The organism is Nitrospira sp. (assembly GCA_024760525.1).
Classification (GTDB): domain Bacteria; phylum Nitrospirota; class Nitrospiria; order Nitrospirales; family Nitrospiraceae; genus Nitrospira_D.
In genome coordinates this window covers 779767-800250 of record CP060499.1, presented here as the reverse complement: position 1 = coordinate 800250, position 20484 = coordinate 779767, and the positions used below count along the sequence as shown (strand labels likewise).

The 20484-nt window shown below is 54.6% G+C and carries 21 protein-coding genes; 3 read left to right on the top strand and 18 right to left on the bottom strand.

From position 1 onward, the window contains the following. Positions 1-22: 22 nt before the first annotated feature. From H8K04_03875 to urtA, 11 genes are all read right to left on the bottom strand, one after another. Positions 23-844: an urease accessory protein UreD gene (locus H8K04_03875; GenBank protein ID UVT16706.1), complete on the bottom strand. Its 822-nt coding sequence runs from the start codon at positions 842-844 to the stop codon at positions 23-25. Positions 845-906: 62 nt separating this feature from the next. Beyond that, the gene (ureG, locus tag H8K04_03870; GenBank protein ID UVT16705.1) at positions 907-1572 is read right to left on the bottom strand and encodes an urease accessory protein UreG; all 666 of its coding nucleotides are present in this window, start codon (positions 1570-1572) and stop codon (positions 907-909) included. A 52-nt stretch (positions 1573-1624) separates the two neighbouring features. Then, positions 1625-2311 carry a hypothetical protein gene (locus H8K04_03865; GenBank protein UVT16704.1) on the bottom strand — a complete coding sequence of 229 codons (687 nt, stop codon included), beginning with the start codon at positions 2309-2311 and terminating at the stop codon, positions 1625-1627. Positions 2312-2336: 25 nt separating this feature from the next. After that, positions 2337-4055 carry an urease subunit alpha gene (gene ureC, locus H8K04_03860; protein UVT17853.1) on the bottom strand — a complete coding sequence of 573 codons (1719 nt, stop codon included), beginning with the start codon at positions 4053-4055 and terminating at the stop codon, positions 2337-2339. Between the two features lie 2 nt (positions 4056-4057). After that, entirely contained in the window at positions 4058-4540 is a 483-nt protein-coding gene (locus H8K04_03855; GenBank protein ID UVT16703.1) for an urease subunit beta, read from the bottom strand. Between the two features lie 50 nt (positions 4541-4590). After that, entirely contained in the window at positions 4591-4893 is a 303-nt protein-coding gene (gene ureA / locus H8K04_03850) for an urease subunit gamma (GenBank protein UVT16702.1), read from the bottom strand. 311 nt (positions 4894-5204) lie between these two features. Continuing rightward, positions 5205-5939, bottom strand: coding sequence for an urea ABC transporter ATP-binding subunit UrtE (urtE, locus tag H8K04_03845; protein UVT16701.1), 735 nt, complete (start codon positions 5937-5939; stop codon positions 5205-5207). Between the two features lie 25 nt (positions 5940-5964). After that, a complete protein-coding gene (gene urtD / locus H8K04_03840; protein ID UVT16700.1) occupies positions 5965-6729 on the bottom strand; it encodes an urea ABC transporter ATP-binding protein UrtD in 765 nt (254 codons plus the stop codon). Continuing rightward, on the bottom strand, positions 6726-7859 hold the full coding sequence (gene urtC / locus H8K04_03835; GenBank protein ID UVT16699.1) for an urea ABC transporter permease subunit UrtC: 1134 nt from the start codon (positions 7857-7859) through the stop codon (positions 6726-6728). Before urtC ends, urtD begins: the two co-directional genes overlap by 4 nt. Further along, positions 7852-9429 (bottom strand): urea ABC transporter permease subunit UrtB, encoded by a 1578-nt coding sequence (gene urtB, locus H8K04_03830; GenBank protein UVT16698.1) that lies wholly within the window; start codon positions 9427-9429, stop codon positions 7852-7854. Before urtB ends, urtC begins: the two co-directional genes overlap by 8 nt. Before the next feature lie 158 nt (positions 9430-9587). Then, the gene (gene urtA / locus H8K04_03825) at positions 9588-10952 is read right to left on the bottom strand and encodes an urea ABC transporter substrate-binding protein (GenBank protein UVT17852.1); all 1365 of its coding nucleotides are present in this window, start codon (positions 10950-10952) and stop codon (positions 9588-9590) included. 1054 nt (positions 10953-12006) lie between these two features. Here urtA and H8K04_03820 point away from each other — a divergent pair. Then, positions 12007-12891, top strand: coding sequence for a hypothetical protein (locus H8K04_03820; protein ID UVT16697.1), 885 nt, complete (start codon positions 12007-12009; stop codon positions 12889-12891). 100 nt (positions 12892-12991) lie between these two features. Here the strand turns inward: H8K04_03820 and scpB are convergent, their stop codons facing one another. The 4 genes from scpB to H8K04_03800 form a co-directional block, all read right to left on the bottom strand. Further along, entirely contained in the window at positions 12992-13672 is a 681-nt protein-coding gene (gene scpB / locus H8K04_03815; GenBank protein ID UVT17851.1) for an SMC-Scp complex subunit ScpB, read from the bottom strand. A 113-nt stretch (positions 13673-13785) separates the two neighbouring features. Further along, positions 13786-14598: a segregation/condensation protein A gene (locus H8K04_03810; protein ID UVT16696.1), complete on the bottom strand. Its 813-nt coding sequence runs from the start codon at positions 14596-14598 to the stop codon at positions 13786-13788. A 69-nt stretch (positions 14599-14667) separates the two neighbouring features. Next, positions 14668-15756: a pentapeptide repeat-containing protein gene (locus H8K04_03805; protein UVT16695.1), complete on the bottom strand. Its 1089-nt coding sequence runs from the start codon at positions 15754-15756 to the stop codon at positions 14668-14670. Positions 15757-15977: 221 nt separating this feature from the next. Continuing rightward, entirely contained in the window at positions 15978-16442 is a 465-nt protein-coding gene (locus H8K04_03800) for a hypothetical protein (protein ID UVT16694.1), read from the bottom strand. Between the two features lie 296 nt (positions 16443-16738). Between H8K04_03800 and H8K04_03795 the strand changes: the two genes are divergently transcribed. Both H8K04_03795 and H8K04_03790 read left to right on the top strand, forming a co-directional pair. Next, positions 16739-17116 (top strand): hypothetical protein, encoded by a 378-nt coding sequence (locus H8K04_03795; GenBank protein ID UVT16693.1) that lies wholly within the window; start codon positions 16739-16741, stop codon positions 17114-17116. A 79-nt stretch (positions 17117-17195) separates the two neighbouring features. After that, positions 17196-18686, top strand: coding sequence for a class I SAM-dependent methyltransferase (locus tag H8K04_03790; protein UVT16692.1), 1491 nt, complete (start codon positions 17196-17198; stop codon positions 18684-18686). Between the two features lie 91 nt (positions 18687-18777). On the opposite strand, the gene H8K04_03785 is transcribed toward H8K04_03790, so the two are convergent. From H8K04_03785 to H8K04_03775, 3 genes are all read right to left on the bottom strand, one after another. Further along, positions 18778-18942, bottom strand: a complete 165-nt coding sequence (locus H8K04_03785; protein ID UVT16691.1) for a hypothetical protein — start codon at positions 18940-18942, stop codon at positions 18778-18780. Between the two features lie 264 nt (positions 18943-19206). Further along, complete coding sequence (locus H8K04_03780; protein ID UVT16690.1) at positions 19207-20163, bottom strand: Ppx/GppA family phosphatase; 957 nt, start codon at positions 20161-20163, stop codon at positions 19207-19209. Further along, positions 20160-20483 (bottom strand): hypothetical protein, encoded by a 324-nt coding sequence (locus H8K04_03775; GenBank protein UVT16689.1) that lies wholly within the window; start codon positions 20481-20483, stop codon positions 20160-20162. The genes H8K04_03780 and H8K04_03775 overlap by 4 nt, the downstream gene beginning before the upstream one ends. Position 20484 lies beyond the last annotated feature (1 nt).

The following is a 20484-nucleotide window of genomic DNA, read 5'->3' as shown; positions in this document are numbered from 1 at the left end:
GGCAACGACACGCGTCTAGTTCTTAATATTTTCGCAAAGATACTGGCGGGAGATTCCACAACTCCTGGCGAACGGCTGCCCATAGTGCTTCGAGCATCTGAGTGAGGTCAGGGGCGGTCCTAGTCAGCAGCTTGATTGCGATACCCGGAATAGCCGGCGTTGAAACTCCGCCCAATACCTGTCCAGGGTTTTGGTCAAGTATGCCGGCCACCTTCCCCTCCAATCGTTTCCAGACATCCGATGATACCGCATCGTTCACGACATACAGTGAGGCGACATAATCCCATTCGTCTGCAAGCCCAACACGACCTAAGTCCGTCGCTGGATCGAGGACGTAGCGCTCCACAAGCGAACTTCCCGACGCCGTCGTGATTTGGATCTCGTTCTCCAGATCTGTAAATGCCCATCGTTCGCCTCGCGCAATTCGTCCCGACGCGATGGCATCCCACAAGAAAATGGTGGCACCCGGCGCTACCTCCGCATGAATCGTCTGCCGAAATCGTGACCCGGCAAACGGAATCGTATGTTCCGGGAACCATTCCAAGATCGCACCGTCCCCAACATGGATGTGGATATCCTGAACCGACACCTCGCCGAGTGATCGGTAGACACGATTGGCAGAAGGCGCGGAAATGACGACGTGCGCGCGAGCATCCAATCTCAGATCGATGGACAGTCGATCACCACCGACTAAACCACCCGATGGATTGACCAGGAGTGTATAGGCTGTGTTGTCCTCGCCGAGGTAGATGGGAGGAAGCAGATGCCAGGGAGCCGTACAGTGCGAACCGACAAGGGTTGTCCGGTCGTCACGTCTGGCATACTCAAGTTGAAGTTGCCCCACCCGTCCAACAAACTCTGTCCGGGGGGGGATTCTTGGCTGTGACACGAGAATTGGCGAGACGATTACACGCGCTGAGAAATGCGTTGTTCCACCCAACTCACAACACGATCGAGACCCTCGCCGGTCAGTAAGTTGGTGAATACAAACGGAAGATCGCCCCGCATACGCAGGGTGTCCCGCTCCATCACTGACAGGTCAGCGCGAACATACGGGGCCAGATCCTTCTTGTTGATGACGAGAAAATCCGACCGGGTGATGCCGGGCCCTCCCTTGCGTGGAATCTTGTCCCCTCCCGCAACATCAATCACGTAAATGACATAGTCCACCAACTCCGGGCTGAATGTTGCGGCCAGATTGTCTCCACCGCTCTCAAGAAAGATCAGTTCCACATCAGGGTGTCTCCGCAGCAAATCATTGATGGCCTCTTGGTTATGCGACGCATCCTCTCGGATGGCCGTGTGGGGACAGCCACCAGTTTCCACGCCGAGAATACGATCGATCGGCAAGGCTTCGCGTTTCGTCAGAATCTCGGCATCGATCTTGGTAAAAATGTCATTGGTCACCGCGGCTAGACTGACACGATCACGCAATTTCTGACAAAGCGCTTCAACTAATGCGGTTTTCCCCGATCCCACGGGACCGCCGACGCCGATGACCGGAATGCCTTTGGTTCTCGCCTGAGTAGGTTTCGTGTCACCGTGACGGTGCTGATGGTTTTGATCGTGCATAATGTTCTCTCTGGTGATCCTGCAGCGTTAGTAAGAGAATACGCCTTTCGGTCTATGATCGAAAGAGCCTCCATTCCAGACCACCATGTCGCATGGCATAAATGTCCTGGATCGGCGACCACGAACTCATGGGCATATCGACTGTTATCTCCCGGCTAATACGGTCAATCAGTGGCAGCCACTCTCCCAACACCCGTTGCCCTTCCCACTGTCCCATTGGGTATAGACGCATCGCGGCGGATACAAATCCGACGGCTGTCTGATATAAAAAGGCCGCAACCGTCTGTTCCTCTGCCCATTCACAGGCTCCCAGCGTTAGTCCAAAGCACACGGCCAAGTGACTGGGAGTTCGATCGGATTCTACCGCCTCAAGGTAGTCTCTGAGAATCGTTTTGCGTCGGAACTGATCGGCCGCAACTTTGATGACCTGGCGTCCCATCTGGCGGCTGGCCAGGCGCGATTCACGGCTCACCTTCGTTGAGTCCAACTCCCGATCTATCTTGATTGCCGCAGCAAGATTGCCCGTTGATCCTGCCTGGTTTGCTACTCGGGCAGCCAGGGCCTCCCGCCGGCTCATACCTCCGCGCAAAAGATCTTCGACATAACGCCCTAGTTGATCCGCGTCTTTGACAGCACCACCTTGTACCGCCGCCTCTAACCCCGACGAAAATGCATAGCCACCCGAAGGGAAAAACGTGTCGGTAAACCGCAGCCCTTCGAGTAGCGCACGCGTATTCATAAGACAGAAGAGCAGAGCGTACTGCCTAGAACAGGAAGTACCGCTGCGCCATCGGGAGTACGATTGCCGGTTCACAGGTGAGGCGGACACCGTCCGCGGTCACCACATAGGTCTCCGGATCGACTTCAACTTTCGGCAGTGCATCGTTCAATTTGAGATCGCGCTTCTTCACGTTTCGGCAATTCTTCACCGCGGCCACGCGCTTCTGCAATCCCAGCTTCTTCGGGATCTCGCGATCCATTGCGGCTTGCGACAGGAACGTGAGGCTGGTGCTCGCGAGCGCCCGCCCAAACGCGCCGAACATCGGCCGGCTGATGATCGGTTCTGGCGTGGGGATGGACGCGTTGGGATCCCCCATCTGCGCCTGCGCAATGAAGCCACTTTTCAACACCATCTCGGGTTTCACGCCAAAGAACGCCGGCTTCCAAATCACCAGGTCGGCGATCTTGCCGACTTCCACCGATCCAACCTCCTGGGCGATCCCATGCGCCAGAGCGGGATTGATCGTGTATTTGGCGACGTAGCGCTTCGCCCTGAAATTGTCATGATTGGGCGAATCCTTTTCACTCGACGGTGCGAGATGCCCCCGTTGGACCTTCATCTTATGAGCCGTCTGCCAGGTTCGTATGATCACTTCACCGAGACGTCCCATCGCCTGCGAGTCGGACGACATGATGCTGATGGCGCCCATATCATGCAGGACATCTTCTGCTCCGATTGTTTCTCTCCGGATGCGCGACTCGGCAAAGGCCACATCCTCGGGCACACGGCTGTTCAGATGGTGGCAGACAATGAGCATGTCTAGATGCTCGTCCATCGTATTCACGGTAAACGGCATCGTTGGATTGGTGGAAGCCGGCAGGACGTTCGGCTCTCCACATACCTTGATGATGTCGGGCGCATGGCCGCCACCGGCACCTTCGGTATGGAACGAGTGAATGGTCCGACCCTTGAATGCTTTGATTGTGTCTTCGACGAATCCAGCTTCGTTCAGCGTATCCGTGTGAATCGCAACCTGCACATCATAACGGTCCGCGACGCTCAAGCAGGTATCGATCGCAGCCGGTGTGGTACCCCAGTCTTCATGTAGTTTCAGGCCGATCGCCCCCGCCTCGATTTGTTCATTCAACCCATCGGCCTGTGACGCATTGCCCTTCCCCAGGAAACCCAGATTCATCGGAATCCCATCCGAGGCTTCCAGCATTCGATGGAGGTTCCAAGGTCCTGGTGTACACGTCGTCGCATTGGTGCCTGTGGCAGGACCTGTTCCGCCACCGATCATGGTCGTGATACCGGCGGAGAGCGCCTCCCAGTATTGTTGAGGGCAGATATAATGGATATGGGTCTCCACACCACCCGCCGTCACGATGCATCCCTCTCCCGATATGACTTCGGTGCCTGGACCTATTTCCATGCCATTCGTGACGTTCGGCATGAGGTCCGAGTTGCCGGATTTCCCGATCCCAGCGATACGTCCGTCTTTGATCCCAATATCGGCTTTGACAATACCCCAATAATCGAGAATCATCGCATTCGTGATGACCGTATCCAAGGCGCCACTTGCGCTCGTGGCTCGGGTTGATTGTCCCATCCCATCCCGAATGACCTTGCCGCCGCCGAACACGGCCTCATCGCCATACGAAGTAAAGTCCTTCTCGATTTCGATCAGCAACTCGGTATCGGCAAGCCGGACTCGATCACCCACGGTGGGGCCGAAGAGATCCGCATATTGTTTGCGTGGAATTTTCACCGTGCCCCTCCTTTGCCTGAGAACCCCAGCTCAGCTGCCCTTCCCACAGCCTTCGCTTTGACTTGCGGGTCATCGAGTGATCCATTGGTTAATGCATTGATTCCATGGGCCAGTCGTTTCCCCGCCAACGCCACAACGGTCACCCGTTTTTCTTCCCCCGGCTCGAACCGGACCGCCGTGCCCGCTGGAATATTCAATCGAAATCCAAACGCTTGTTCCCGGTCAAACCTCAACGCACGATTCGCTTCGAAAAAATGGCAGTGAGAACCAACCTGAATAGGGCGGTCGGCCAGATTCGCGACCATCAACTCCTTCGTCGGCCGACCCACGTTCGCCTCAATGTCTCCAGACCCGAAGTGAATTTGGCCGGGGATGACTGGCCTGGACAACTCCGCTTTGATCGCACTAGCCAAAGAAGCTTCTTTTTTCTGAGACGACTTATGCGCTTTGGGCAGAGTTCGTTTCTTCTTCTTTACCATGTGCTTCCCTCCTACACGAACATGAGATGAATGGTTGCATCTCGACAGATCTAGCGGATCGGATCATGGACGGTCACCAGTTTCGTGCCGTCAGGAAACGTTCCTTCGACCTGGAAATCGTGAATCATTTCCGGCACGCCCGGCATAACGTCCTTGCGCGAAAGAAGCGTGGTTCCATACGTCATAAGATCCGCCACTGATTTGCCGTCGCGAATACCTTCAAGAATCGCGGCAGTCAGATAGGCAATGGTTTCAGGATGATTGAGTTTGAGGCCCCGCTTCTTGCGATCCGCTGCAAGCTGACCGGCGGTGTAGATCAACAGTTTTTCCTGCTCTCTTGGGGTCAAACGCATAAGTCCTCCTCTTAGGCTGACCTGTTGCTCGATGTGTCGTTCGATCGATAATGCGATGCGTGCAGACGTCGGCTCATTTCTACGAATCTGTTCAAAAGATTTGTTGCGGGAGAACGATGTTAGTTTGGACTTTCGCCATCTGTCAACTCGTCGCTGACAACATCCTCCGTATTGCTTCGAAAAAGAACGTGCGGCTGAAGATCCGTCAATTTCTTGAGGACAAGAGCTCGTTCTCCACTGAACGAGCTGTAGAGGAGAGTAGATTGAATAAGCGTTCGGGAACCAACAGAGAGAACCGCTGCGCAGATTCATCAAACAGTCAAGTGTTGTCTCACCATGTCCGCATTCAACTCTGTGCTCTTGCCCTGCGCCTTCACCGCCCCCTTGGCCATGACGACATACTTCTCCGCAAGTCTGGCCGCGAAGTGGAGCCCCTGTTCGACCAACAGAATCGCGAAGCGTCGCGAATTCTTGAACCCTATGATGACATCCTCGATCTGGTCGACGATCGACGGCTGAATCCCTTCGGTCGGCTCGTCTAGCAACAAGAGCTTGGGGCTCGATAAAATGGCCCGCCCAATCGCGAGTTGTTGTTGCTCGCCTCCACTGAGCACACCACCGGGCCGGTGGAGGATCTGTGTCAACTTCGGAAAGAGATGATAGACCTCTTCGAAGGCTTCTTTCTCGGAGACATCACCACTGATGGATGGCCGGTTCCAGTACCCAAGAAGGAGGTTTTGATGCACCGTCAGGTGGGGAATGATTTCTCGCCCTTGCGGCACATACGCTAGTCCCTTTCTCGCTCTGATATCTGTACGATCATGCGTGATATCCGAACCATCAAATGTAATTTTCCCTGAGCGGGCGGGAAGCAAACCCGTCAACGTCTTCAATGTGGTCGTCTTTCCCATGCCGTTTCTACCCATCAGACAAACCACTTCTCCCGCCTCAATCGTAAAGGAAACGTTTCGAAGAATATGGCTCTCGCCATAGTACGCATTGATGTTCTCAAGTACCAGCGTTACACGATTCGCTTCTTGTGCCATAGCCAAATGTCTTTCTTTTCCTTACTTAATGCGCGACCTTCGCGCGACCGAGGTAGATTTCCCGGACATGATCATCAGCCTGAACTTTTTCGACCGTTCCTTCACAAATGACGGTCCCCTCCGCCAAGACGGTGACAATGCGCGCGATTTGACGGACAAAGTCCATGTCATGTTCAATCACGACGATCGCGTGTTTTTCAGAAAGGGTCATCAATAATCGACCGGTCTGTTCCGTCTCCTTATCGCTCATGCCGGCAACCGGTTCGTCGACTAACAGAAGCGAAGGATCCTGCAAGATCACCATACCGATTTCTAGCCACTGCTTCTGGCCGTGTGACAAGGATCCGGCGCGCGCATGGGCGTGCTCCGTCAATCCTATGGTCTGCAACACTTCGCTGATCTGCTCTCGTTCCGCCGGCGACGACCGCCCGACCAACGTCGGGAAGACTCCTTTGCTCGCCCGTTTCACTGAAAGATCCAAGTTCTGCCAGACCGAGAGGTTGCCATAGACCGAAGGAGCTTGGAACTTACGCCCCACTCCGAGCTTTGTGATGTCCTCCGCATTCTTGCCGACCAAATTATTGTCCTTGCCGAAAATGACCTTGCCGGACGCCGGCTTGGTCTTGCCGCAAATCACATCGAGCAATGTGGTCTTGCCGGCGCCGTTCGGACCGATCACCACGCGGAGTTCATTGTAGTGAACGCTGAAGTTACAATTGTTCAGGGCCTTGAACCCATCGTAGTCGACAATCACATTTTCGCAGTTGAGAATTAAGTCGCCGTCCGTCACGCTGCGGTACTCCCTTCAGCCTTGATCAAAGGCGAGTGCGAATTCTTTCGAGTGGTCAATTTTCGAATGATGCCGATAAGTCCGTCCGGGAACAACGTGACCACGACCACAAAAAGTCCGCCCAGAATGAACGGCCATGCTTCCGGGAAATAGTTCGTCAACACGCTGCGGCCATAGTTGACGGCCACGGCTCCCAAGATGGCGCCAACCAACGTACCGCGCCCGCCGACCGCCACCCAAATGACCACTTCAAGGGACGGCAACACTCCGATTTGTGCCGGTGTAATGATGCCGACCTGCGGCACATACAGCATCCCCGCTAATCCTGCCAGCCCAGCCGCCACGACAAATACGAAGAGCTTGTAAACCCACGGGGTATACCCAGAAAACGTAACTCGCGATTCGCTGTCTCGTATCGCGATCAGTACTTTTCCCGCCCGTGACGCGACGATCCAGCGGCAAAACAGGTAGGAGGCGGCAAGGGCCACGACTGTCAGGATATAAAGTCCGCGCTGCGTCGACGGATCAGAAAGCCGGAAGCCGAGTAATTGTTTGAAGTCGGTCAATCCGTTGGTTCCGCCAAGCCTTGTCTCATTCCGATTGAAAACCAGCCAGGCTGCAAAGGCCAACGCCTGCGTGATAATGGCAAAATAGACTCCCTTAATTCTGCTGCGAAATGCGAGAAACCCGAAGATCGTCGCGAAGATCACCGGAACAAGCATCGCCCCTAAGAAGCCCCCAATAAAACTCTTGAATGGATACCAAAAGAAGGGCAATTCCTTGACCTGGGTCCAAACCATGAAGTCCGGCAGTTCGCTTCCATACACGCTTTCCTTCCCGATCCCCAGTGCCAGATACATACCCATGCAATAGGCGCCGAACCCAAAAAACACTCCCTGGCCCAAACTGAGGACGCCGCAATAGCCCCAAATCAGATCCAATCCAAGCGCAAGGATGGCAAAGGCCAAGAACTTGCCGAATTGATTCAATCGAAAGTCAGAGAGGTGCAACCAAGAGTCTTCGGCCGGCAACACATTCAATAACGGCAGGACTACTAAGAAAATGAACCCTGCCGCATAAAAGGCCAGTGTCTCGCGGCTGTCTTGTTGTGGGACCGTTTGTTCAGGCATCAGCGCTCCGTCCTTTGGCTGCAAATAGGCCTTGAGGGCGCCACTGCAGGAATAAGATCACACCGACCAGAATAAATACCTTCCCGTAGACAGCGCCGCTGACCGGCTCGATCAGCTTGTTCAGCCCGCCGATTCCCAAAGAAGCCCAGATCGTCCCTGCGAGTTTTCCCACCCCTCCCGTTACTACAACCATGAAAGCATCGACGATATAATTTTGGCCCAGACCCGGATCGACGTTCCCGACCATGGTAAGTGCCCAACCCGCGATGCCCGCCAGTCCCGAGGCGAATGCGAAGGTATAAGAATCGACTTTCCTGGTCGGGATACCGAGGCATGAGCTCATATTGCGGTTTTGAGTGACGGCACGCACCCGTATTCCTAAGTTTGATCGGAAGAGGAGGAAGTAAATCCCCAGGACGCAGATGATTGAAAGAATGATTATAAAAATCCGATTGTAGGGAAGATATACTCCCACCATCACCTGGGCTCCGCCGCGAAGCGCACCCGGTGCAATGACCGCCGTCAGATCCCCGAAGTATACTCGGGCGGCTTGCATCAGGATCAAACTGACTCCCCATGTCGCCAAGAGGGTTTCGAGTAGGCGCCCATAGAGAAAGCGAATCACAGTGGCCTCGAGCAGCCATCCGAATGCAGCGGCCGCAAGAAAGGCAACGGGCAACGCCACAGGGAAGTACCAGTCGAACGATTCAGGAGAGAACCATGTAATAAAGGCTTGTTGCGTCACGAATGTGGCGTATGCACCGATCATCATCAGTTCGCCATGCGCCATATTGATGACACCCATCAAGCCGAAAACGACAGCCAACCCAAGAGACATGATCAGCAGAATGGAACTGAGACTGATTCCTCGAAACAGCGTTTCAATGGAGCTTGCCCACCAACTCCAAGAATCAATCTGACTGATCGCTGCCTCGGCCGCTGCTGCCAAGCTTTTCTGCTGCTCGTTCGCCTCACCCTGCGCACCAGCCTGGACTAATTCCTGTAGCGCCGACAGGCCGTTCTGGCTTCTCAGCTCTCCCAGTTTCTTAATAGCCGTCAGACGCACGGCATCATCTTGAGAGTGGAGCTGAATCAACTGCGCAGACTCCTCCATCGTATATTTGACCCACCACACTTGCTCCTTTGCAGCTGCCTGTTCAAGCCATGTCACAGCCTCCGGCCTACCCGTGCCAACCAAATCGGCAGCGGCCGACCGTCTTGTATCCGATTGTTCACTCGTCAGGTTCGCACGGTTCTTGAGCAGATCAATAACCGGCTTGATGGCCTGCCTAGTAGCCCGATCAGCCTCCGCACGAATCGCATCTAATTTGGGAATAAGGCTCGCGTCTCCCTTTTCGATCAGAAGCGCCACCGCATTGCTACGCACAGTCGCGTCTTCACTCTTTATGTCGATGAGCGCTTTCTCGATCGGATTAGCCGGCGGAGGAACCGCCGAAGTTGCCGGGACCCCGTCCTCGACTGCCAATGCCGACGATAGGTCAAACCCTAAGGGGAGAAAGGTACACAGAATGAGTACGAGTATTCTCTTCCGGATGCGGCCTAGGCTCATTACCAATAACCTCCACGACCAATGACATTCTAACCTTGCCAAGCGATACCCGCAGGAGGACGGGAATTTCCTCTCGAGAGATTCCCGTCCGTTACCTGCAGACAGTGTTCTTCGTCAGAACAGTTCAGGAAGTAAATAGACAGCTATGCATCCTGAGCTTATTTCTTCTGATAGGTACCTTGATGGTTAATCCAGTCACAGCCCTTCTCAGGATTCGTGTATTCACTCCAAGGCTCAGGCTTCACCAACCCCTTGGACCGGTGAATGACCTTCAATTGGCCATCTTTCAGGATCTCTCCGATCAGCACCGGCTTGTGCGTGTGCTGATTGCAGCAATCCATCATGATTTCGCCGCCCGGTGCCAGGAACTTCTGGTTGTACACAGCCGCGCGGACCTTGTCGACCTCGATGGCACCAGCTTTCTCGACGGCCTGTTTCCATACGTAGACGCCAAAATATGCGGCCTCAATCGGGTCGTCAGTGACTCGATTTTCTCCGTCCGGCAGATTATTCCTCTTGCAATAGGCCTTGAAATTCGCCACAAACTTCTTGTTCTGCGGCGTATCCACACTCTGATAATAATTCCACGCCGCCAAATGTCCGACCAACGCGCTGGTATCCATACCGCGCAGCTCGTCCTCGGCGACGCTGAAGGCCATAATCGGCGCATCTTCTGCACGAAGCCCCTGGTTGCCGAATTCTTTGTAGAACGGGACGTTGCTGTCGCCGTTGATCGTGCTGATGACAGCAGCACCACCGCCTGCTGCGAACTTCTTGATCTTACCGCAGATGGTCTGATAGTCCTGGTGATGGAACGGCGTGTATTCTTCCGCGATGTTGGCCGCAGGTACTCCCTTCGCCAACAACATGGCGCGCAGAATCTTGTTCGTCGTACGTGGATAGACGTAGTCGGTACCTAGGAGATAGAACTTCTTGTATGATCCTCCCTCAGGGCTCATCAAGTATTCTACCGCCGGCGCCGCCTGTTGGTTGACTGCCGCCCCAGTGTAGAATACGTTGCGAGAGCACTCTTCCCCTTCGTATTGTACAGGATAGAAGAGGAGCCCATTGTTCTTCTCAAAGACCGGAAGCACTGATTTTCGGCTGACCGACGTCCAGCAGCCGAATACCACAGACACCTTATCTTCTAAGAGCAGCTGCTTGGCTTTTTCGGCAAAGAGGTCCCAATTCGAAGCGGGATCGACAACCTTGGCCTCAACCTGCCGCCCCATGACTCCGCCTGCCTTATTAATTTCCTCGACCGCCATGAGCACGACGTCGCGCAACGACACTTCGCTAATGGCCATCGTACCGCTCAAGGAGTGCAACACACCGATCTTAATGGGTGGTCCACCGGCCGCATAGGACAACACATAGTTACCCAGGTTCCCCAGCAAAGCCGCCACGCCGACGCCTGCTGCGACACGCCCACTCTGTCCAAGAAATTCTCTTCTTGATGATCCGGCTACTTCGGTAGGGACTTCCGTCTCCTTCGCGTTTTCAGAACCCTGTGGCGCTTTCATTTCCATGTTGCATCACTCCTTTTCGTATGCTGTGAGTTGCAAACTTCCGGTTGATGCTTTCCACCTACTGAAACTATTCCAGAACGACCAGCCGCACGTCACCCTCCTTTCGCAAGAGCGTCAAGACACCACTGGGAACTATTCCACTAAGCAGGGAAAACCGAGGATGGCTATTTTCGTTTGGCGTGATTCGTTGTCTGGAAGGGGTCGTGAGTGATGTGCTGTTGCGCTCGCGCTTAATTACCATTACAACTCGCTTCCTCCGCAACGCGAGGCGATTGTATACAACCTACGTCGATGCGTCAAGACTTCTTTGTTATAGCAAAATAATTATTTTGCGTTAATTACTTGCAACTAGATTATTGTTATTAGACTTAAACCGCTGGCAGCGTCTTTATTACACACTTGTGAATCGCCTTCCCTGAGAACGAAGCGTTCTCGATTTCTGAAGAGCTTCGAATCCCTAGGCATCCCAACCATTTCAGACTTGGGATACGCAAAATCATTTCTCCTGCCGATTGAGAGACTGACGACTTTCATCGACGAGGCGTGAGCGAAGTCGAGAAGTGGGGATACGTCTGTGTTCGTCCCTAGCTCCCTCAGTTACGACATCCAATCTCTGCGCCCATGTTCTGTCCCCAACATGTCAAAATAGGCTTCCATAGCCTATCGGGGAAATCCTGAATGAACGACGGCAGCTCCCTGAGAGACACTGGAGAATCTACTGAAGGGTCTTGGTAGGGTTTGTGAATAAGGAATCTGGGTCGGAATCGCAACGAGATGTGGCCTCCCCGACCTTCCTACTCCGCGAAGTGCACAGCGCAATTAGGAACGCGGACAATCGCCGATCCCATCACGCCTTCGGCTACATCGGCTCCCGTCGAGTTCCTCGCGCACCGTGCCGCCTACGGTCAACCGTTCCACGTATCGCACCCGTACAGTCTTTTGTTTTGCCCGATGTTCCTGCTACACTACAGGCGACGTGAGTTCAAATTCACAACACAAGGTTATGGGTTCCCATCGTTTCTCTATCAGACAGACTCTGAGCCTTCTAATGCTTGGGTGCCTGAGCTTCGTAGTCGTCGGCTGCGCAGGTCCTCACCCGCCCACGCCTATTCATGAAGCTGCTCTTGGTACCGTATTCCTTGAGAATGTCTCGGCCAACTCCTTCCAGGCCGCACACCCCATCAAGCTGTCGGAGACAACGGTCGCAGACATTTTGCGTGGGGTCCACACGAAAGAAAAGACCGGTCTCTTGTTGTTGCTCGGCAAGGCGCTGAAGTCGACGAACTTGAACGATATTCGCACTTTCTCTGAGGATGATATTGCATTCCTTACTCCGCACATAGTCACCGCGCTCGCTCAAGCGACTCCCAATCAGCGGGTGGGATTCCACGTCTATTCCGCACCGGAAATTTCACAGTCTCCAAAGGTCAATCAGAATAGAGAAACCACGTCAGGCTATCTTTTCGCGGACGGCCTGTCGCTGCATTTCACGCTGACCCAGTACCGATATCGCCACGGGAAGAAACCCACCAATACTCAGAAAGAACCACGTCCGCTTCCAGATACGGATGGCCTGCGCGACCGGGAAGTCACCTTCCTGCCGGAAGCTGCCGTGCGTCCGGACGTATACGATCGGTCCAGTTGGATCGGACAATCTGAAGATCGGTCGCTCGCGATTGATTATCAACTATTGGCGAGGGTCCTCGCAGCTCCCCAACCTGCCCCTGCTGTCCAGCAGGGCCCAGCGGCAGTAGCACCAGTCACAACATCGCCCCAATCGAGTCCTGTTCAAGCCGCACCGATTGGGAAACACGACGCCGATCTGCAAGCCTTTAAGGAAGAGTTGAAAGCGCTCCAGAAAAAGGTGGACGAACAGAACGCAGAGCTCCAGCGACTCAAGAACGGCCCACCCTCAAAAAAGCCGATGCCCTAGCTCTCCCAGGGCAGACAGAAGTCAACGATCCGGCCTTCAGCCTAGCGCGGCCAATGGCCGCGCAATCGAGCTCGTTCGAGTTTCTTGTGTCGCCCGTTGACTACTGGGTTGCTTGAAGCGGATCGAATATCTCGTCCAGTATCGCAGACGCCTGGGGTTCCGCACTCACCGACTGTTCCGCATCCAGCTCAGCCGTCTCAATCGACTCGTCACCAGATGAAATGTCGCCGCCATCCATTGGAAGAAGTGACTGCTCCGCATCACCAAGTTCTTTGAACTCGCGAAGGGGCGGGAGTTGTGAAAGATCGCTCAAACCAAAATGCTCTAGAAAGAATCTTGTCGTCCCATACATGATCGGACGCCCCGGAACCTCTTTACGCCCAACGATTCGCACCAACTTTCGCTCCAGCAGGGTCCGCAACACACCGGAGGTTTCCACTCCTCGGATTTCTTCGATTTCTGACCGAACCAATGGTTGTTTGTAGGCAATGATCGCCAGTGATTCCAAGGCAGACCTCGACAGTTTCGCCGCCGTCTTGGCCTTGTCCAGCCGCTTGATCCAGGGGGCATGCTCCTGTCTTGTGACGAGGCGGTACCCTCCCGCGATTTTGGCCAGCCGCACGCCACGCCCTTCTTGTTCAAACGTTTGACCGAGATTGAGCAACGCTGATTCCACTTCAACCGTTGCCACATTTCCGAGCACCGCCGTGAGACGCGCCAAGGACAGCGGTTCCGAAGAGACGAAAAGCAGCGACTCCAAGATGGCCTGAAGCTCACCCATGCCCCGCGCGCCATCGTCCTCGAAACGCTGATCCTCAGGAGCACCGTTTGTCTCGACCACATCTATCGCGCCGGCTTCCGGCATATCCTCAACCAAATCCGCCGTCAGTGGAGTCATGCTCCCCTCCATTCTACATCGACCTCATCGAGCTCTGCCGGATCAGGCACCAGCGAGAACATCCGTGACACGAGAATCGGTCCGAATGTTTCTGCTTGAAACACGCGTGCAACTCGAAGCCGCATCAATTCAAGCAATGCCAGGAATGTGACGACAACCGTCAACCGATGACTTGGCCCTTCAAACAGCGCAGCGAACGAAACCGAATCTTTGCCTTCGAGCATTTCCAGAATGAGGTTCATTCGTTCACGAACCGTGAGGTTGTCGGGCATGATTTCAAGAAGGCGGCTGCTAGGATTCCGCTCAAGAACCTCCTTGAGGGCATCAACCAAATCAAACAGAGACACATTCTCCAACGAAAGATCTTCGTCAATTTCAACCTGATCGAATGCTGGAGTGTCCTCACGCCAAAAGATCTCGCGCCACGTTTTTTCCTGATCGTCGAGCTGACGCGCCGCCTCTTTGTAGGTCTTATACTCGAGCAATCTGCGAACGAGCTCTTCTCGTGGATCCGGCCCATCTTCCTCGTCTTCAGCCGTCTCATCCACCGGCAGCAGCATTTTGGATTTGATCTGCAACAATGTCGCCGCCATGACCAAAAAATCCCCCGCCACGTTGAGATTTAATTCTTCCATGGCTTCCAGATATTCGAGGTATTGTTGAGCAATCATCGCGACCGGGATGTCGTAGATATTGATCTCATTCTTTTTAATAAGATGGAGCAGCAGGTCGAGTGGTCCCTCGAATTTTTCGACGCGGACCTGGTAGGGAAGCTCTGTTTGCTCAGAACCTTCAGCTGGAGAATCCACGGTGTGTTTATACCAACTTATAGGGAATCGGGCAAGTCGGATTCTATATATTGGGGATCGTCACCGATTTTACTTGAGCCTTATCGCGTAGGCTACCAGCAACGCTGCCACCACGAGGAAGGTTACGGTAAGGGCATACTGCCCTGTCCTGGTCTGAGCGAGGCCACTTGACTGGTCCTGTTCAAGTCGTTTTGTTTGGGCCAAGAGAGGTGGTTGGTCGAACCGTGCCTTCACAAGATCGTCTCGTTGTCTGAACTCAGCACTTGAAAAGTCAGTCGGTCCCAGGAACTGGGCACCGGCGAACACCACCTCGCTCTCAAAAACTGCAAACCCAAAGTAGGTTTCACGGCTGAAGATCGCGTCGCCGAAGTTGATCCGACTCTTGAAACGACTTCCGGAGAATCCGGTCCCCGAACCGAATCTCGACCGCTCGAATACCGCCGGTTGCTCGAAACTCACCTCCAGAAATTCCGCCATTCCGTCAAAAAGAGCGCCGGTACAGTCCACTGAAGCCCCAAACGTGGACTGATGAAATCTGGTGCTGGGTCCAAACCTCGTTTCCCTACAACCCACTTCCCGAGCAAACTGCCCATGAACGAAAAAGGCCTCTTTCTCGAATATGGCCCCGGAAAGCTCAACCGGTCCCCGGAATACTGACCGCGAGAGATCCACACCCTGTTTGAAACGAGACCCCTGAAAGTCAACAGGCCCTTCAAACCGGAGTGTGCCTTTGGCGGAATGATGGCGTAACGCCCCCAAGACCACCGAGTCCCTTATCCTCAGCACTGCACGGACCAATCGCTGTTCGTCGTCATCAGCATGCCCCCCTTGGGTCCGTGTCTCAGGAACAGCTCTCTGGAGGTTGGATGGCGTATCTACCGCGAGGGTATCGAAGATGAGATCTCCACGGACGATCACACCAGTGAGATCGACAGGACGCCCTTTGGCTATCGCATCCATGACCGTTGCACTCGGCACAGCATGGGCTTCACGTTCAGCCGGCGAACACGTGGGCGAAAGATGAACAACTATCCCCGTCTCGGTCTCACTAGAGAGCGTCTCGACGACGCACGCTGCACCGGCTTCAGGGAGATAAGTTCCGATGACACAGACAACCATCAAGGCTACATACCAGCAACGCGCTATGCGCTTTAGCATGGGAGTCTACGGACGAAACGGGAAGAAGCGAGACTGGGCACCTGTCGGTACTTCACGGGAGAATGATGAGATGCAGCTGCTGGAATTGATCAATTCCAGCAGCTCTCAGTGGAAGCAACAAGTGAATCAGACATCACCACCCTCGCTCTTGCGATGGGTTGCATGCATCGAATAGCACGGACTCTGGATCTCGCTAGGGTAAATCGAAGAACGCCTGGTTATCAGTTGTTTCGATAATCGTCGTCCAACAAGTCCTCGGACTTATCGATAAGCTCGTCCCCTCCATCATCGGCGTCGAGATCTAATTCTTCTTGAACGTCGTCTTCCTCGATCTCGCCTTCCATTTCCAGCTCATCCTGAACCATTTCCTCATCATCGAGATCGGTGTCCTCCGGTTCCATAGGCACAGCTTGCTTGGCAGTCAGCGGCTTACGCGGAGCGGCATCTTCTTCTTGTGCCGTGGCTTTCTTAACGGGTGCGCTTGCTCGGCCGACCTTGGGCGCGGCCTTCTTGGCGGATTTTCCAGCAGCCTTCTTGATGGTCTTCTTCTTCGAGACCGGCTTGGAGGGCTTCGCCGCCGCACGTTTCTTCACCGTTGGCTTTGCCGACTTTTTCTTCGCTGACGGTGCGGCTTTCTTCTTCTGTGACGCCGTTTTCGTGACGGCTTTTTTCTTCTTGTTCGCCATTCCGATTCCTCCTCTTCGTTTCAGGGCGGCGCAACGGCCTCCATCTAGCATGAACGAACAGCCTCTTGCAACCACCCGATTTTTATTTCTCTCGATCGTCCATTGCCCCCTTGAGTAGAATCCAATCAGACAGCTATCTTGGCAATCGACGGGAGGAGTTTGAGCGGCGGTTCATCGCTTTCGAGGGCTCCGTTCGATCCCATGCTAAGATGAACCCATAGGGGAAACACGTCTGATTCCTTCACCCTGCTCGCGAATTGTTATGCGTTGACCGCGTTATATGAAGTAGTGACATCATGAATCGGTTCTTCCTCGTGACGTTTGCTCTATCGCTCGGAGTCGGGTCAAGTGGGCTTGCTCTGGACACATCCTTTCCCGTGCAGATCATGATGGAGGACGGATCGCCCTATTATGTTCCTATCAACGCAACCGTGGTCAGCGGTACACCAATTCGCTGGGATAATCCGACACCGACCCATCATACTGTGACACATAACGACTGCATGGAGGATGGGCGCCAGTGTCTGTTCGATTCAGGCGCAGTCCCACCTGGATCGTACTTTACTGTGCCGAGCTTGCCGGCCGGTCGATATGCCTATCAGTGCCGGATCCATCCCATCATGCGGGGGCAGTTGACAGTGACCGATAATCCTTCAGCCCCCTCTCAGCTTTAGCCGCATGTCGATCACCATCTTGCAGGATTGTCGATCGCTCCTGTAGTCTGCCAACGCCAGATACAGAAAACCGTTCGCCATGAAACCCGCTGCCACCGTCCACTCTCCCCAACACCTGACCGGCGAGACCCTAAGTCTCCTTGCCTGGAGGATTCCCGACCTCGTTGTGTATCAACAGGCCGACGATGAGTTCTGGGTAGCCCCGCTCGACGACCAATTGCCGTTGGTGCGATTGAACCGCGCCGGGACGGACATGCTTCGCTCTATGAACGGCCACAACACCGTGGGCAACTTGCTCGAAACCTATGGCACCCGCGTGTGCGGACCCGATGGTCAACCGGGGCAGTGGCACCTCGAACGATGGGCCACGCCAAACTACTCGCTTTGCTATTACGGGGCCGAGCCACCGGGGGGCCACACACACAAGGCAAAGTGGGATATCCTGCTACAGCAAGTCCGCGAAGGCTGGTCAGGTCAAGAAGGGTTCGAGGGGGAAGAGCACCTGGAAGAATTCCACCGCCATGAGCTCGCCCACAGTGAAGGCGACGATCGTCATTTTGACCTGATCGAGACCACCGTCTCCCACCTGTTCCGTGCACCGAGCGAAGCACTGTCTGGCCTGACCTACGGCCGACTCCTTATGCGCCAACTACGACGACTGGGGTGGTTCAATCCCAAGCCGAAAGTCCTGCTGGAAATCGGTGGTGGCCTTGGTTACGTCGCACAGGAGCTGGGCAAGGATCTGCTCCCCTTCGAAAAATTGGGGATTAAATATCTCTCGCTCGACATCACGCGACCGTTCCTCAACCTCCAAGTCACTAGGGCTCAAGCAGGCGGATGGAATGTCACCGGCACACGTGCCAACGCAGAATGTCTCCCGTTCGCCGATCATTCCATTGATCTCGTCATCGACAATGAGAACATGGCGGACATGACGCCGGTGCAATTGAGCAGACACGAATTGGCGTGCGGAGTCGGGGAGACGGCGCAACATCAAGAAGCACTGGATTGGATCAGACGCCTTCGTATCTCGATCGAGGCAAGCCTGCCTGAATCCGTGATCTTTAACCTCGGGCCGATTCGCTTCGTCGCAGAACTGTGGCGGGTACTCAAACCCGGTGGCCGGGCGTTTCTCACGGAGTTCGGCATTGACGAAGGATGGCCGGCTCCAGTGAAACTGCCTGGGCACACCGAATACGAAGTCCAATACAGTCACCTCCGGCAAGCAGTGCGCTCGCTGGGCTTCCAAGAACGATACCTTGCACTTCCCCAGTTTCTGGGACTGAAGCCGGATACAAAAGTTCTATGCACCGGCGCCACCTATACCATCCAGAGATTCTGTCAAGCCGTAAACCGGCCCTTCGACGTGCGCGCCTATACCGAAGAGGAATTACAGCGGGCGTTAGGTGATATGCTCCCCAAGCTGCAAGGCCTCCACTACCACGACCTCGCCGATCCGGCCTGGTTCGGCCTCCAGGACTTCAAGGTGCTGTTGCTTGAAAAACCCGGCGGCGCGCCGAAAGCCCAATTCACCGAAAGCAAAGGTTATCGCTGGTATTCGCAGAAATAGGATCGGTTATTTGGCAACGCCCGGCTTTGATTTCCATTCTTCGACGTAAGTCAAATCGACATGAAGTTCATCCTGACGAAGTCCGACTTTTTCAAGATTGTTCCAGCAACAGAAGGACATCGATATCGGTCGTGGCCCGTGGTTCGACCAGCGCGCTGTAGGCCCACCCCCCGGCCAGCGCATACTGAATACCGCGTCGATTGAAGTCCGTGATGAGAGCGGAGAGGGTCTGAGCTAAGAATGATTCTGGTGCCATGCCTGCTCTTTTGCGCGCCGAATCTCGCCCATCACTAGTACCATGGCATCGCTCTGCGGCTCATTTTGTTGCAGTACTGAACTACGCAGGCGTAGTCCGAGTTCGGTCAACTCAATGGCGCGGCGCAAATTGGCAGCAATCCGTTCATCATCCGGTTGACTCGAATGTCTTTGCATCACACGTGTTTCCTATCCAAGCGCTGCGTGAAGTGTTCAGGACTCCTGCCCACGGGACAACCATCGCGCTGTACAAGCGTATGTTGGATCATCGAACTGTCAATCGTCTCGCCAGATCGATCAACACCCCTTCTCTCAACCCCAAATCGCTCACTAGACACGCTTGTTGCCCCAGCGTCTCCATGATCGTTCGGATAATGATTGCCCCAGCGGCAATGACTTCTTCGCGGTTCTTCTCCAGTCCAGGCAAGCCAACTCGCTCCGCCTTTGTTCTACTGAGAAGGGTGTGCTCCAGTTCTCGAATGGTTTCGAGCTTTAGCACATAGTTGTGGATTCTCGCCGACTCATAGAATGGTAACTGCTGCGCCATCGCGGCGAGCGACGTAATGGTTCCAGCCGTCCCGACAAACGTGAGCCCCGCAGGTCGCGACATCTCGGCAACCGCAACCTCGGTTTCCCTTTGTATCCAATGACCAGCGCGTTGTATTTCTTCTGCCGTCGGCGGATCGTGATGCAGCATCCGCTCGCATAATCTGACTACCCCGATATCGATGGAGCGGACGGTTGAGGGCTGTCCGGGTCGATCCAGGATAAATTCCGTGCTGCCGCCACCGATGTCCAACGCGAGAATGTCCGTTACTCCGGTCGGCAAACCGGATCGAATGCCGAGCAACGTCCGCCGGGCCTCTTCGTCCCCCGCAATGATTTCTACCTCGAACCCTGCCTCTCGTGTGACTCGCTGAAGGAACTCGTCTCGATTCGAGGCGTCTCGGACGGCGCTCGTCGCCACGACCGAAGATCCTTCGACATGATAGCCATCAATGACATTCCGCCACTCACAGAGACAGTCGATGACCCGATCCATAGCGGCAGAGCTGAGTCGTTTGGTTTGATCGACGCCTTCCCCAAGGCGAAGGATGCGCCGGTCTGATCGAAGTTCTTTGAGAGGAGCGCCGTGAGACGAGTCAGCGATAAGAAGTCGGCAGGTCAATGTACCAATGTCGATACCAGCCAAGCGGAATGTGCGACGAGACGACGCCGTCATTGCTCGTTCCGAATCTCATCCATCTCAGCTTCCAGCTTCATTCTCGACTCCTTGAGCTCCTGCACCTCCTTCACAAGGCGTACGATCTCGGCATCATAGACAACACGTTCCGCCGTTTCGCCACGTTCCTTCATGTCGACGGCCCGCTCACCGATGTCTTTGAAGAGATCTGAGAGCTGCTGGTCAAGCTTGCGGAGTTCCAGCCTCATCCGGAGCAGTTCCGTCTCTTCCAAGGCACGACCTGCTGCGTGGACGGTTCCCAGTCGAAGAGTAGCGATTCCCGAGCGTAAGTCGTCTTTCAATCGCTGTAGAAGTCCCATA